At 36.7% G+C, this 15,874-nt stretch carries 12 protein-coding genes and 1 pseudogene; 3 read left to right on the plus strand and 10 right to left on the minus strand.

Features of this window, described 5'->3' with window-relative positions:
- Nucleotides 1–30: 30 nt before the first annotated feature.
- Together rpsF and ychF are read right to left on the minus strand one after the other, a co-directional pair.
- On the minus strand, nt 31–318 hold the full coding sequence (gene rpsF, locus J0J69_RS07295; protein WP_055243505.1) for a 30S ribosomal protein S6: 288 nt from the start codon (nt 316–318) through the stop codon (nt 31–33).
- Nucleotides 319–621: 303 nt separating this feature from the next.
- Nucleotides 622–1,722 carry a redox-regulated ATPase YchF gene (gene ychF, locus J0J69_RS07300; protein WP_055243506.1) on the minus strand — a complete coding sequence of 367 codons (1,101 nt, stop codon included), beginning with the start codon at nt 1,720–1,722 and terminating at the stop codon, nt 622–624.
- 143 nt (nt 1,723–1,865) lie between these two features.
- Between ychF and J0J69_RS07305 the strand changes: the two genes are divergently transcribed.
- Entirely contained in the window at nt 1,866–2,258 is a 393-nt protein-coding gene (locus J0J69_RS07305) for an NUDIX hydrolase (protein WP_212725715.1), read from the plus strand.
- Between the two features lie 11 nt (nt 2,259–2,269).
- Here the strand turns inward: J0J69_RS07305 and J0J69_RS07310 are convergent, their stop codons facing one another.
- Complete coding sequence (locus tag J0J69_RS07310) at nt 2,270–4,537, minus strand: glycosyltransferase family 2 protein (RefSeq protein WP_212724769.1); 2,268 nt, start codon at nt 4,535–4,537, stop codon at nt 2,270–2,272.
- 193 nt (nt 4,538–4,730) lie between these two features.
- Here J0J69_RS07310 and J0J69_RS07315 point away from each other — a divergent pair.
- A pseudogene (locus J0J69_RS07315) lies at nt 4,731–5,674 on the plus strand (IS30 family transposase).
- A 64-nt stretch (nt 5,675–5,738) separates the two neighbouring features.
- On the opposite strand, the gene J0J69_RS07320 reads toward J0J69_RS07315, so the two are convergent.
- Complete coding sequence (locus J0J69_RS07320) at nt 5,739–6,500, minus strand: prepilin peptidase (RefSeq protein WP_237252465.1); 762 nt, start codon at nt 6,498–6,500, stop codon at nt 5,739–5,741.
- A 142-nt stretch (nt 6,501–6,642) separates the two neighbouring features.
- Here J0J69_RS07320 and J0J69_RS07325 point away from each other — a divergent pair, with 142 nt between their 5' ends.
- Entirely contained in the window at nt 6,643–8,655 is a 2,013-nt protein-coding gene (locus J0J69_RS07325; protein ID WP_212724768.1) for a transglycosylase domain-containing protein, read from the plus strand.
- 598 nt (nt 8,656–9,253) lie between these two features.
- Here J0J69_RS07325 and J0J69_RS07330 read toward each other — a convergent pair.
- The 6 genes from J0J69_RS07330 to J0J69_RS07355 form a co-directional block, all read right to left on the minus strand.
- Complete coding sequence (locus J0J69_RS07330) at nt 9,254–10,414, minus strand: S1C family serine protease (RefSeq protein WP_237252466.1); 1,161 nt, start codon at nt 10,412–10,414, stop codon at nt 9,254–9,256.
- A 23-nt stretch (nt 10,415–10,437) separates the two neighbouring features.
- Nucleotides 10,438–11,205, minus strand: coding sequence for a TatD family hydrolase (locus tag J0J69_RS07335; RefSeq protein ID WP_212724767.1), 768 nt, complete (start codon nt 11,203–11,205; stop codon nt 10,438–10,440).
- A 656-nt stretch (nt 11,206–11,861) separates the two neighbouring features.
- Nucleotides 11,862–12,776 carry an ABC transporter ATP-binding protein gene (locus J0J69_RS07340; RefSeq protein WP_055305535.1) on the minus strand — a complete coding sequence of 305 codons (915 nt, stop codon included), beginning with the start codon at nt 12,774–12,776 and terminating at the stop codon, nt 11,862–11,864.
- On the minus strand, nt 12,776–13,852 hold the full coding sequence (locus tag J0J69_RS07345) for an ABC transporter ATP-binding protein (protein WP_370456869.1): 1,077 nt from the start codon (nt 13,850–13,852) through the stop codon (nt 12,776–12,778). Before J0J69_RS07345 ends, J0J69_RS07340 begins: the two co-directional genes overlap by 1 nt.
- A gap of 6 nt (nt 13,853–13,858) precedes the next feature.
- On the minus strand, nt 13,859–14,869 hold the full coding sequence (gene opp3C / locus J0J69_RS07350) for an oligopeptide ABC transporter permease (protein WP_212724765.1): 1,011 nt from the start codon (nt 14,867–14,869) through the stop codon (nt 13,859–13,861).
- A complete protein-coding gene (locus J0J69_RS07355; RefSeq protein ID WP_055275185.1) occupies nt 14,859–15,809 on the minus strand; it encodes an ABC transporter permease in 951 nt (316 codons plus the stop codon). Before J0J69_RS07355 ends, opp3C begins: the two co-directional genes overlap by 11 nt.
- Between the last annotated feature and the right edge of the window lie 65 nt (nt 15,810–15,874).

The raw sequence follows: 15,874 nt of genomic DNA on the forward strand, positions 1-15,874 counted from the left end.
TATACCACCCTCACTTAGTACATTAAAATCTTATTCTTCTTCTTTGATAGCGATGTAACGGATAACATCTTCGCTGATTCCAGCTAAACGATCAAATTCGTTTTTAGCTTCGATTGAAGAGTTAACTGTCATTACTACGTAGTAACCTTTTGTGAAATCTTCGATAGCGTATGCTAAATCACGCATACCCCACTCTTTAGTTTCAACGATTTCCGCACCCATGTTAGTGAACATGTTTTGGAAGTTAGCGATTACTGCTTTGCGTCCTTCTTCTTCTAAGTTAGGACGAACGATGTACATAATTTCGTATTTTCTCATTATATTGCACCTCCTCTTGGTCTAGACGGCCCATATGCGGGCAAGGAGTAATAGTCTTATTACTCACAGTCATATATTATAGCACAGGTATATCTACTATAGCAAGTTAAAAAAAGATGTTATAATTTAATAATCCATCCACTTTTTAAAATTAAATCGGCACGCCAAGTAGCGTGCCGATTTTTTGATTCACCACTAGAATCTAGTTGTAGGTATCATGACAAGTTTTAGTAGCTACCTAATGACGAATCATATATAGTATGATTTAATTAACCAAAATTTATTCAATTTAAATGAATTTTTTTATACATTGAAACGGAATAACATAACATCTCCATCTTGAACGATGTATTGTTTTCCTTCTAAACGATAACGTCCCGCTTCACGAGCTGCTTGCTCTGAACCGTATTTTACTAAATCATCGTAAGAAACAGTTTCCGCGCGGATAAATCCACGTTCGAAATCACTATGAATGATTCCTGCACATTGAGGAGCTGTCATTCCTTTAATGAATGTCCAAGCGCGAACCTCTTGCACCCCAGCTGTGAAGTAAGTTGCTAATCCTAATAAATCATAAGCTTCGCGAATTAATTGATCTAATCCACTTTCTTTGATTCCTAATTCTTCTAAGAATGCCGCTTTTTCTTCATCTTCTAATTGAGAGATTTCTTCTTCGATACGTGCACATACTTTAATGACTTTTGCACCTTCACGATCAGCATACTCTTGTAATGCTTTCACGTATTCATTATCTTCTCCAGCCATTAAGTCATCTTCACCAACGTTAGCCACATATAAAATTGGTTTTAACGTTAATAATTGTAAATGTTTAATTGCTTGGATATCATCTTCATCTAATTCTAAAGCACGAGCAGGTAATTCTTGATCGAATCCAGCTTTTACTTTTTCTAAAACAGCTTGCTCAGCTTTAGCAGCTTTATCTCCTGATTTTGCTTGTTTTGCTAAACGTCCTAAACGACGATCGACTTGCTCCATATCCGCTAAAATTAACTCTAAGTTAATAACTTCAACGTCACGAATTGGATCAACTGAACCTTCAACGTGAATGATGTTTCCATCTTCGAAACAACGAACCACTTGAGTGATCGCATCTACTTCACGAATGTTAGCTAAGAATTTGTTTCCTAACCCTTCTCCATTACTTGCCCCACGCACTAATCCAGCGATATCTGTAAATTCAAAAGTTGTTGGAACAGTCTTTTTAGGACTAACTAATTCTGTTAATTTATTTAAACGCTCATCCGGAACTTCAACCACACCTACGTTTGGGTCGATTGTCGCGAATGGATAATTAGCTGCTTCAATTCCAGCTTGAGTAATTGCATTGAATAAAGTTGATTTCCCGACGTTTGGTAAACCAACGATTCCAGCTGTTAATGCCAATGTCTTCACGTCCTTTTTATCGTATAATATCGTTACTATTTTACACTATTTTTATCACTTTAGCAAAACGAACTCACATTCTGACATCTTTTTCTCTTAAACTTCATATAATGATTATAAATCAAGTGAAAGGATGTGGACACATGACACAAATTAATTTCTCAGTCAAAGGCTTAATTGTACGGAATCATGAATTTTTAGCCCTCCATAAAGTCAGTTCGCGCTGTGAATACTTTGATCTTCCAGGAGGAAAAATGAAACAAAATGAAAGTGCCGAAGAAACGTTGCGTCGAGAAATATTAGAAGAAACCTCCCTCTTAGTCAGACCCATCCGATTACTACATCAATGGGACTTTATAAACGATGATTACCTTATTATGGGCGTCATTTACTTATGTGAAATTCTCGAAGGTGAGATTAAGCTATCTAACGAGCACGACTACTATGAATGGTTACCCTTAAATGAGGATTCTATTCCATTATTAACCCCATCATTAGCACAGTCCATCTCTCATTTAAATTTTGAAACTTTATAAAAAATCCCAGCCTATGCTGGGATTTTTTGATTGAGCCAAAATGCCACTTCTGTTTTCCAAACTGAAGCAGGAATCTCTTTATAATTTTTAACTTCATATAAAGAATACGTTTTTTGATACTTTCCGTTACGTCGAATCATCGTCTGAACAAAATTACATTGCAATGAAAATTCAGGATGCGTTAATAATGGAATCTCCAGACTTGTTAACTCACAGTTCATTTCTAACAAGAAATACTGATAATTAAAATTGATCGCGTGAACAGATTCACCTTCGGTTGTCATTAAATCTATCAATAATGGTACACGCGGTAACTTTCTTAAAAACCCCTTTGATTTTTTCTGACGTTCACAAATATTCAATTTAATATCATTAATCACACTTGAATCTAAAATACGATCTGGTAAATGTGGGACACGGTCATATAAAATTTTAATAAATTCTTGATAATCTTTTTCGTGCATCTGAGTAATTTTAAACACATAACGATAATCATCTGATGAATCTACACGAAGTAACTTTCCCTCAAAATCTGCTGTATACTCCTCACGCGTCAGTGAAAGCTCATAACTTTTAGTCTCATCCACTAGATACGGGAAATTGGAGATCAAAGAAATCCCATGCTCCGAGATATCAAACACCTTAAATAAATGCACGCTATCTTCTAACTTCACTTCCACAGTAGCCTCCATTTTAAAACGATCACTTAACCGTTGCAATGGACGCCCTAAAATAAAGAAGATCGACATCAATAAGGCATAACTATTCATCGTTAACCAGAATAGAACCATCGCATAGCCACTCCACTCTGGTGTAAATAATTGATAAATGCAACGCATCATTCCAATGATGGTGAAAACCATGAATAGAATATGAGGAATCGCTAAACGTAACACATCTGAGTTTTTATGAACGACTTTCTTATCCTTACGTGTCACTTCAAACTTCTTCATACGAATTCCAATGCTCTCCACTAACACAGCGGGTAATAACGATGGCATTAAAATCGTTTCATACACATTGGTCCACTTCATCGTACGAACATTCCCAGAAAAACGACGAAGTGTCATCAATGTCATCACATACATCGGTAGCCAAAAGATTAAGACTTGAAGAAGGGTCGCTTTAACAACCATGATATTAAACACCGCAAATAAGATTGGTGCTAACAGATAAATAAATCGTTTTAAACTGTTATACCAATAAAAAATCGCATTCGTATAATTTAAACGTTGCTTGAAGGTTAATCCACTTACAAAGAAGGGACAATAACGACGGAATGTTTGAATGCAGCCACGCGCCCAGCGATTACGCTGCTTTAAAATTCCTTCTAAATCATGCGCGGCTAAACCTGATGCTTGAATGGAATCAATAGCATACGATAAATAACCAGCGCGCTGAATTTGCATGCCTGTCGCAATATCTTCCGTGATAATGCCTGTGACAAAACCACCAATCTCATCTAATGCCGCGCGCGATAAAATGGTATTAGACCCACCATAAATGACAGAATTGCTTGAATTTTTCCCAAGCTGAATGTCTCGATAAAAATAGTCCTGCTCATTTGGAATACGATGTTCTGAATATAAATAATACTGGAAAATATCCGCATTATAAAACACCTGTGGTAATTGAATAAACCCCAGTGGTTGTGGTAGGTCCTCTTCTTCTACCCCCTGTTGACGAAGTTCTTGACGTTGTTGTTCATTCTCAATAAAAAACGGTAAACTTTCCATTAAAAAATTCTTCATCGGAATCATATCGGCATCTAGTGTCACCACGTACGGAGAAGATGTCTGACTCAGTGCGTGATTTAAGTTTCCAGCCTTCGCATGTTCATTATTTTCACGTGTTAAATAGTGAATCTCTAATCGTTCCGCTAATCGCTGAATTGTTGGACGGCGTCCGTCATCTAATAAATAAATATGAACTTTCATTGGATCTGGATAACGCATATTTTTACAGCCAATAATCGTCTTATACAATAACTCCTCAGATTCATTATAAGTTGCAATGAACACATCCACATCTGGATACAAGGTCTGATCGCTTATCTCTGGCTTCACTGGAACAACAGCCTTCGTTACATTTAAAAAATGAACAAAAAATTCTCCCATGCCAAACATCTCAACAATTAATAAAACAATCGCGTAAATAAAAGCAAACCATCCATACCCGATTGGAATCGTAAAAAGGATTCGCCAAATAAAATAAATACCTGAAAATAGCAAATAAAATAGCAACCAGTATCGCTTATTCTTTAGCTTTTCTGTCTCCATAACTCTCTTCCTCTCCTCGTACTCTCATTGACTTTGTCGAATTATGTAACTTATACCTAATATACCATAAAATAAATTTTAATGGATAAGACAGATTGTAATATTAAGTGCGACACATAAAAAAAGCTCATAAATAGGATCTTTGTTATAGAATGAAGTTACCAAAAAAAATTCTTAACAAGGAGATCTATTTATGAGTTATAAACATCTTAACACATTTGAGCGTACACGTATAGAAGTTCTTTCAAAAATGGGCTATTCAACGAGACAAATTGCGGGGCAATTAAATCGCCATCATTCAACGATTGCTCGTGAACTGAAACGAAATACTCAACAGACGTATCAGGCTGAGTTAGCAGACGAATTAGCTGGGCAACGTCGCTTAGTTTGTCATCGTTCAGAGGAGAAATCAGAACAACTGATACAAACAATTCAACAGTATTTAAAACTAACTTGGTCATCTGAACAAATTTCTAATACCGTTTTAAAAGGTGTTATCTCATTTAAAAGCATTTATCGTTGGATTTACGATGGAACGATTTTATCAGGAGATTTAAGCTGTCTAAGACAAAAGGGTAAACGTCGAAAACCTCGAGAAACACGTGGACGATTTAACATTGGAACATCGATTCATCAACGTCCCAAAGAGGTGAAAAAGCGTCATACATTTGGACACTGGGAGTTAGATACGGTTGTTTCAAGTCGTGGTAAAAGTAAAGGTTGTTTAGCCACCTTCGTTGAACGTCAAACACGCTTTTATGTGGCTGTAAAATAGAAAATCGCTCGGCTTCAGAAATGTATCGAGCGATTAGTGAAATCTATGAATGCTATCCAGTAAATACATTTAAAACATATACGGTGGATCGAGGAAAAGAGTTTGCCTGCCACTCGCAAGTTGAGGCTGAATTAAAGGTTCCTGTTTATTTCGCAGATGCCTATTCATCTTGGCAAAGAGGAAGTAACGAAAATGCCAACGGTCTTCTTCGAGAATTTTTCCCGAAGAAGACCGACTTAGCAAGGGTAACTGAAGAAGAGGTTAATGAGGCACTCTGCCTCATTAATCATCGACCACGAAAATGTTTAGGTTGGAAAACTTCATTCGAGCTATTTCATGAGCAAGTGTCGCATTTGTATTGACAATTCGTCATAAATAAAAAAATTAGATTAAATAAAAGGACGTTTCGTTGTTATACGACACGTCTCATTTATTAAAATACCAATCTAGTAAAGATGAACCATAAAATAAACAAAGATAAGAAGCAATCGCAATAAATGGTCCGAAGCCCAGTGGCTTCGTCTTATTTTTCATAAAAATTAACATATAAATTAAAGCTAAAACTGCTGCTAAAAATAATGATAGGAATGTGCTAGAAATCCCTAAGACAAATCCAATAACAGCGTATAACTTGATGTCTCCACCACCAAGTGCTTCTTTCTTAAAAAGCAATTGTCCCAATAAACCAACAGCATATAACGTCAGAAAACCAACGCCCGCTCCTATTAAGCCTGACACTAAATCATACTGTGGATAAATGACATAAAGGATAAGAAGTACCGCACCGAAAAATAGAAGTACCTTGTCTAAAATCAACTGATAATAAATATCGGATACGGTGATGATGATGAGCATCGATAAAAAGGCCCACGCAACATAAATTTCACCTGTCGTAAATCCTTCAAATCCATAGAACCAAACAGGAAACACAAATAAGAGTCCAGCAAAAATCTCCGATAATAAATAAATCGGCTTAATCTTCATGCCACAGGAGCGACACGTCCCACCTTGTAACACATAAGAAAGTACCGGCATCAACTCATAAAATGTGAGTTCGTGAGAACACCCTGGGCAGCGGGAACGATCACTCACCCAATCCTCCCCAATCGGCATCCGATATCCAACCACGTGATAAAAAGAACCTAAAGTAGATCCGAGAAAAAAAATTAATATATATATTATTAACATTTGACACTCTCCTCTCTGTATATCTTCATATACGCTATCTAACATTAATTTCATTTTTAATTGATTCCTATATTTAATTTTTTTACCTCTTTTTGTAAATATTATTTAAATTTGTGGATAAACTAAATCTCGAGGTGAAGTTATGAGATTATGTGAGATGTTATCCACTTTTTTTAGATCTAAATATACGCGTGTGACCACGATTATTTGTGTTGAACTGGTCGCGATTCTTTGTTTAACAGTTTATCAATATTTCAAGTATTTGCCTGCTCCAGACATTAATGTAAATACAGCGATTACGTTTTATGATGCGGATGGTGAAGTCTTTTTAGAGAAGACGTATCCGAAAGATCAACACTGGGTTAGCCTAAATGAGATTTCTCCGTATGTGATTAATGGTTTCATTGCAACTGAGGATCGGAACTTTTATGACCATTTCGGATTCGACCCGCTTCGAATAGCCAAAGCTTTGGTAACCAATATCACGTCAGGAACCCGTTCACAAGGTGCATCAACGATTACTCAACAATACGCTCGTAACCTTTATTTAAGCTTTGAAAAAACATGGTCTCGTAAAATTAAGGAAGCTTTTTATACGCTTCGGCTTGAGTTAAGTTACGATAAAGACACGATTTTAGAAGGTTATTTAAACACCATTAACTTTGGCCACGGGAATTATGGCATTGAAGATGCTTCACTTTATTACTTTGGAAAGCATGCCAGTGAGCTCACATTGGCTGAAGCCTCCGTTTTAGTTGGAATTCCAAAAGGACCTAGCTACTACTCCCCAATTAGTCATCCTGAAAATTCAGCCAAACGTCAAAAAATCGTCTTAAATTCGATGCTGGCCGAAAATTATATTAATCAAGAAGAATATGATGAGGCCATGAATACTGAAACAGTCGTCATCGGTGAATACCCAGAAGACATTGATTACGATGCGCCATACTACGTAGATGCGGTGTTAACTGAAGTGGACAAACTCTTAGTTGGTCAAACAAGCTCTTACCGTAACTTAAATATTTACACCACATTAGACCGTGATATTCAAACCTATGTGAACGAAGCCATTCAAGAGAATGTGACAGATCAAGAGGTTCAAACTGCCGTTATTGTCATCGAACCTTCCACCGGGTACGTTAAAGCTCTGAGTGGAGGTAATGATTATGAGACCTCTCAGTATAATCGAGCCCTTTATAGTGAACGTCAGATTGGTTCCTTAATGAAACCTTTCCTTTACTATGAGGCTTTAGAATATGGATTCAATCCATCCACCACCTTTATGAATGAGCCGACTACCTTCCCTTATAATGATGGAAAAGATACTTATACCCCAAATAATTATTCCAATGCTTATGCGTATTCTAACATTCCGATGGCCAATGCACTTGCCGTTTCAGATAATATTTATGCGGTTAAAACTCATACCTTTTTAGGGCTCAATGTTCTTCCCGAAACAACGAAACGTTTTGGGATTACAGCTGATATTCCTGAACTTCCATCGGCTGCACTTGGAGTTGAGCCGGTCAATATTATGGAAATGGCAGAGGCTTACAGTGTCTTTGCTAATAATGGGAAGTCTGTCGAACGAAAATTTATTACACAAATTACAGATGATCGTGGATTTTTAGTTTATTCCGATAAACCAACGGAAGGTGAGCAAATCTTAGATCCAACCAAGACCTATGTGATGAATGAAATGATGACAGGAATGTTTAATATGCAACAAAATAATCATCTTTCAGTCACAGGACTCTCCATTATTCCAAATTTAACTCATCAATACGCTGGAAAAAGTGGATCAACTAACACTGATTCATGGATGATTGGTTATACCCCAGAACTTGTAACGACGGTTTGGACCGGTTACGATCAAGGACGGACACTAGATGGTGTTGAGGTCAACCGTTATGCTAAAAATATATGGTCACAAGTCATGGAAAACTCACTCAAAGAATCAGGGTCACAGTGGTTTGAAACCCCTAAAGATGTCGTTGCGGTTAAAGTTGATCCAACGACTGGTTATTTAGCTTCAGAGAATTGTCAGAAAAAAGTCACACTCTATTATGAAACAACTAATGTTCCAAGCACCGCTTGTATCGGACATCACCATGAAAGTGCCCTTGTGCATCATGAAGAATTGAGTAATGACTAACATATACAAATCTTCAAGATAGAAAAAAAGAAGCACCTTGAACAAAGATGCCTCTAAACTTCTATTTTGAAGATTTTTTATTCTTCTCGATTACTTTTATTAGTAGTCCCCTCTTAAGTAAACACCTTTTTCTAACTGCTTTAATGCGTCTTCAATTAACCCTTTAGCTGATTTTGAAACCTCACTTAAGTGAAATAACTTCTCCGTTACGTTCTAAGATTAATGGGTCCACCATTCGTGATTTAAGTTTTCTTTTAATCGTGTAGTTGATTTCATCTTCGATTAGCTTGACATTAGGGTGAAGCTTTTCTAATCGTTTAACAATACCTTCTTCTAATGCTCGTTTTAATAATTAATGTTTCTCTTCGCAATAAATTGAAATTCTAATTACTGTGATTAATACCAATAATAACCCTACATTAACAATTCCGTATAATAACTTTTATTTTTTATCATTTTAATGTCATTCACTAACATTCTATGAACCATAGTTCATATTAAAGGAATTCTAACTATAGTTTAAATACCAACTGAAATCAGAAAAGCCAGAGGACAACTCCTCTGGCTTTTAAATGTTATTCAATACATTCCTTATTCATTAAAGGCTATTTCCGTCTGCGGGTTGAATAGTTTCTGATAGTGTTTTGGTTTGACCATCTTGAATAACTGTTAATTCAAGCTTATCTCCCTCGCGCATTAAATATAATTTCTTTCTAAATGCCATTGTATCTTCAACTTCTTCACCATTAATAGCTGTGATAATGTCTCCAGCTTTAAGCCCCATTTTTTCAGCAAGTCCACCTTCAAAGACTTCATAGATAAACACACCTGTTTTTTGATCAGTCGGGATCTTTAACATTTCTTTTAAACGATCTGGGATCATACTCATTTCTTGAATATAAACCCCTAATTGTGGACGACGAACTTCACCGTACGTCTCTAAATCTGTAATGATCGGAATTGCTACATAAGTTGGAATTGAGAATGACATTCCTTCAACTGAGCTCGTTGCAATTTTCATTGAGTTAATTCCAACAACTTTTCCATCTAAGTTGATTAAAGCTCCTCCACTATTCCCTGGATTAATCGCTGTATCCGTTTGTAAGACAGTCATTTCCCAATCATCACGGTTATCCCCATTTAAATCCACAGCAATAACACGATCTTGCCCTGAAACAATCCCTAATGTTGCCGATCCAGCGAAATCTAATCCTAATGGATTCCCAATGGCAATCACTGTTTGTCCCACTTTTAAATCTTCCGTGTTTCCAAATTCAGCTACTGTTTCTACCTCAACACCACTTACTTTTAATACAGCTAAATCTGTATAAATATCGCTACCAACTAAAGTGGCCTCAGCACGTTCTCCATTTGAGAAAACAACTTCAAAATAATCTCCATTGTCAACCACGTGTTGATTCGTCACGATATAAGCATCATTACCATCTGTTTTATAAATAATTCCTGATCCTTCACCTTGAGTCGTATTACGAGCAAAGTTAACAACCCCAACAATCGCTGGTGATACTTTATTAATTGCATCGATTCGTGCCTCTTCTTGTGTTACGACTTCACGCTCAACCACGTTTTGTACAATTTGAGTATTCCCTTCTGAATCTGTATTTTGAGTCAATCCAGAGTTTACATTTTGATTATCACTCTTATCTTGATAATAATTAGCAATAAAGAAAACACTCCAAGCTGTGACTAATACAACAATTAATGTATAAATTACTTTACCCATATTGAAGTTTTTCATTTCACCATCCACCTTTCAACATTTTATTTAATCTTAAATAAGGCACAAGCATTTGCTGTCGTCTGTTCACAGACCGTTTCATATGGTAAATTCTTTAATTCTGAAATTTTCTTTGCCACTAAGGAGACATAAAACGGCTCATTACGTGTTCCACGATGCGGATGCGGTGTCAAATATGGAGCATCCGTTTCCACTAATAAATCCTCTAATGCAATCTCAGTGGCGACTGCCTGTGGACGACGACCATTTGTGAATGTGACAGGTCCACCCAGTGAAATCTTAAAGTTTAAATCAATAAATTGACGTGCCATTTCCACACTTCCACTATAGCAGTGCATCACACCACCCACTACATTTGCATCGTGAGCTTTTAAAATTTCTAATGTATCTGCAATTGATTCACGCGTATGAATGACAAGTGGCTTATTCACTTCATGAGCTAATTTAATTTGTCGAATGAATACTTCTTTTTGTAAATCAACCGGCGACGTATCCCAATGATAATCAAGTCCGCATTCACCAACAGCCACTACTTTCGGATGTTTGACCTGTTCAACTAACTCCGCAAACAATTCTTCCGTTAAATAGATAGAATCCACTGGATGCCATCCCACAGCGGCGTAAATGAAGTCATATTGTTCCGCTAATTCAATGGCGCGTCGATTAGAGCGCTGATCATATCCAACAACAAGCATGCGTGTCACGCCCTCATTCTTCGCGCGTTCCATGACTTCTAGTAAGTCTTGGGCATATTTCTTATCATTTAAATGTACATGAGTATCAAAAAGCACGTTATCACCTATCTTTAAAAGTAATCACTCATTATATTTTCCGCCATTTCCAATTTTATCATACATCAAAATATCGGACATTTTATGATATTGATTTAGAAATCTTGTGGAAAAATAAGTGTTATTTTCATTATAACAAAATCATCCTAAAATCAGGATAGATTAACAAGAAAAGTATTTAAATCTCCAAAAATAGACATGTCCTCCTATCTACTAGTTAAACACCTCTTACTTAAATTAACCTTAAATCAAATAACCTGAACAACTAAAATAAAAAAGCTCGGATTGAGGTTTTCATTTTAATTGTTTTCCACAATACGGACAAACCTTAACCCCTAACGACCCTTGTAAAGGTAAAAATTTTCGACAACTCGGGCAGCGCCAAAAAATAAATAAAATAACCATCGCGGTAAAAAAGACCGCCATGCCTATCCATGAACAAACTTGAATATATTTCTGCACTGACAATCTCAATAAAAATAACACAATAGCAATAATAAGGAACACATAACCAACTACTCTCGCTTTCAACGGTGACACTAAAATCCCCCTCTTCTTATTTCCATTATATGAATGAAAAAAAGACATTATCCACAAGGATAATATCTTTTCTCTGTTTCAAATATGTTACCTTTCTTATCTCAAGATTAACATATTTAATCTTCAATCCAACATGCTAATTCTTCAGGTGTCGCTAAAACTGAGTGGGTCTCACTGAGTTGATGGCGCACCCCTTTTGAATAATCCACATCCGATGAATCATAGATTAAAATTTCTCGAGATTTTTCATAAATCGGATCAGGATTTGGAATCGCTGATAATAAAGATTTTGTATACGGATGGACTGGGTTATTGAAAATTTCATCACGTGTTCCCACTTCAACTAAGTACCCTAAATGCATGACTCCAATACGATTGGAGATATATTTAACCATCGATAAATCATGCGCAATAAATAAATAGGCAATCCCTGTTTCCTTTTGAATTCGTTTCATTAAATTCACAACTTGTGCTTGAATCGAAACATCAAGTGCACTAATGGCTTCATCCGCGATGATTAGTTTGGGATTCATAATTAACGCACGGGCAATTCCAATCCGTTGACGTTGTCCTCCAGAAAATTGGTGCGGATAACGGTACGCATGGTCACGAGATAACCCAACGCGTTCTAACATTTTAAACACCATTTCATCACGTTCTTCTTTAGATTGATACAGCTTGTGGACATCTAATCCTTGTGCAATTAAATCTAATACTTTTTTACGCGGATTGAGTGAAGCCATCGGATCTTGAAAAATCATTTGCATATTTGTTCGTAAGTGACGCTCTGTTTCTTTATTTAATTTTCCTGAGATATCCACACCATCAAATAAAATAGTTCCATCTGTTGGTTCATATAAACGAATAATCGAACGTCCTGTTGTGGATTTTCCAGACCCACTTTCCCCAACTAACCCAAACGTTTCCCCAGGATAAATCTCAAAATCTAAACCATTGACAGCTTTTACGGTGTAATTTTTATTTATTTTAAAATGTTGTGTTAAATTCTCAACCTTTAATAATGGCTCCATTAGAAACAACCTCCTTTCTTCATCTTCTCAATTCGACGTTTCAAGGCTTCTGGCATTTCCACCTTTGGCGCTCTCGCATCAGCCAACCAAGTGGATACCCGATGTTTTCCCCCAACATTATACATGGGTGGGTCTAAGCGATAATCAATATTTAAAGCAAACTCATTACGGGGTGCAAAAGCATCCCCTTCGACTTGATACAATAAATTCGGTGGCGTTCCCGGAATGGTGTATAAATACTCATCATCGGATTCTAAATCCGGAATCGAAGATAAAAGTCCCCACGTATAAGGATGTCTTGGATCATAGAAAATCTCTTCTACCGATCCTTTTTCGATAATTTTACCTGCATACATCACGGCTACATAATCCGCAATATTAGCAACGACACCTAAGTCATGCGTAATAAAGATAATTGCTACATTTGTTTTTTGTTGAATCTCTTTTAATAAACGTAAAATTTTTGCTTGAATCGTCACATCAAGTGCCGTCGTTGGTTCATCACAGATTAAAACTTCGGGTTCACACGCTAACGCAATCGCAATCACGACACGTTGACGCATCCCCCCTGAAAGTTGGTGTGGATATTGTTTAAATCGTTTCTCAGGATCGGTAATTCCAACAAGCTCTAACAATTCAATCGCCTTTTCCTTCGCTTCATGAAATGACGTATGATAATGCTCCTGCATCCCTTCAATAATTTGACGCCCAATCGTCATTGTTGGATCAAGTGACGTCATTGGGTCTTGAAATACCATCGCAATCCGTTTTCCACGAATATGACGTTGCATCTCTTGGTCACTTAACTTCGTTAAATCACGCGTCACTTCTTCTCCATCACGTTCATAAGTAAACTGAATACTGCCTTTTTCAATCTTCCCATTCTCACTTAAAATCCCTAAAATAGCTTTCGTCGTCACAGACTTACCGGAACCACTTTCCCCAACGATTGCAAGTGTCTCTCCCTCATATAAATCAAGTCGAACGCCACGAATCGCACTGACACTACCTGATGACGTCGCAAATGAAATTTCTAAGTCACGAACTGATAAAACTTTTCGTCTTCCCATAAACATCACCTCCTACATCTCTTTCATCTTCGGATCAAACGCATCACGAAGTCCATCTGCTAACAAATTAAAACTTAACATCAAAATTGCTAAAACCACAACTGGGAATAGTAGCATATGTGGATAAGCAAGTAACGACTTAAATCCATCACTAATTAATACCCCAAGTGATGCCATCGGTGGCTGTAAGCCAAGCCCGATAAACGCTAAAAATGATTCATAAAAAATCGCATTTGGAATCGAGAACATCGACATAATAATCACTTGTCCGAAAATATTAGGTAAAATATCCTGCTTAATAATCCCTGGTGTTTTAACTCCGAGTGTTCGAGAGGCTAAAATGTAATCAAGTTCCTTTAACTTCAAGACTTGTGATCTAACCACACGACTCATCCCAATCCATCCCGTAATTAACAAGGCAATCGTAATTGACATAATCCCCGGTTTCATCACAATAACCAGTAGCGTCACGATAACTAAATTCGGAATTCCACTTAGTATTTCAATAAAACGTTGCATATAAATATCCACACGCCCGCCAAGATAACCAGAAATCATCCCGTATGTCATCCCAAACACCATATCAATGACTACGGCTAACGCGGCAATATATAAGGAAACTCGAGTTCCCACCCAAACACGCGTCCAAATATCACGACCAAGCGTATCTGTTCCAAAAAAGTAATATACATTATCTAGTCCACGTTGTTCATAAATATTGACTCCATTATGAGTTCCATTAAAAATTCCTAACTTTTCAAGCCCCGGAATACGAGGTGGTAAATTGACATGATCCATAATGACCGAATCATACGTATGTGAACTAAACATCGGTGCAAAAATAGCCATTAGAACTAAAAAAACAATAAAAACAAATCCAACAAGTGCCCCTTTATTTTGAATAAATCGATGCCAAACATCTTTCCAAAATGATTGCCCTTGATAAACCACATCGGTTTGGATTGTTTCATCTTGAAAGACTAACTCAAAATCATTTTGTAAAAAATCTTGATTATGATTCATGACTTCCACCTTCTTTCGATAAACGGATTCTTGGATCAATCACTCCATATAAAATATCCACAACTAACATCGTCCCAATGAACAAAATACTATAAATAAAGGATAAGGCGATGATGACATTATAATCATTAACTTGAATCGCCGTCACCAATAAGCTCCCCATACCAGGAATCGCAAAAATTTTCTCCACCACTAAACTTCCCGTCATTAAACTAACCATTAATGGTGCAACGACTGTGATGACTGGAATTAAAGCATTTCTCATCGCATGTTTCAAAATTAAATTTTTCTTTTTAACACCTTTTGCTTTAACGAGCAACATGAAATCTGAATGCAAAACTTCAATCATTTCTGAGCGTAAGAAACGCGCCACGTTCGCAATGACGAACATCGAAAGGGCAATAGTCGGTAAAATGGTTGATAAAAATGGTTTGCTTAGATTATACGTAATTGGGAACCATTTAAATTTATAGCCTAAGAAGAAACAAAGTCCTAACGCAAACACATAAGATGGAACACTAACCCCAATTACCGAAATGACAGTGGCTCCCGTATCGGCCCATGTATTACGACGGAGGGCTGCAATTAACCCTAGTAATAAACCAATCACTGTTCCTAAAACAATGGCTTGTAATCCGATACGAATGGTAATCATGACACGATCACCAATTAATGTACTAACTGGCACATTTTTTTGAATCGCATATGAAACACCAAAATCTCCTTCAAATAAAGCTAATCTTAAATAATTAAAAAATCGAATAAAAATGGGTTGATCCAATCCATATTTCGCCTCAAGTAATGCACGCTGAGCTTCTGTTAGTTTTTCATCATTAAACGGTGTCCCTGGCATAAATTCAAGCATTAGAAATAATAATAATAAAATTAAAAAAATCGTCACGACAGAAATAGCTAGCCGCTTCAAAACATACTTCCACATATCCCCACCTCCATATAAACCTATATAAAAAGATTACAGGGAGTAATATCCCTGTAATATCTCAC

The sequence above is a fragment of the Turicibacter bilis genome, assembly GCF_024499055.1.
GTDB classification, from domain to species: domain Bacteria; phylum Bacillota_I; class Bacilli_A; order MOL361; family Turicibacteraceae; genus Turicibacter; species Turicibacter bilis.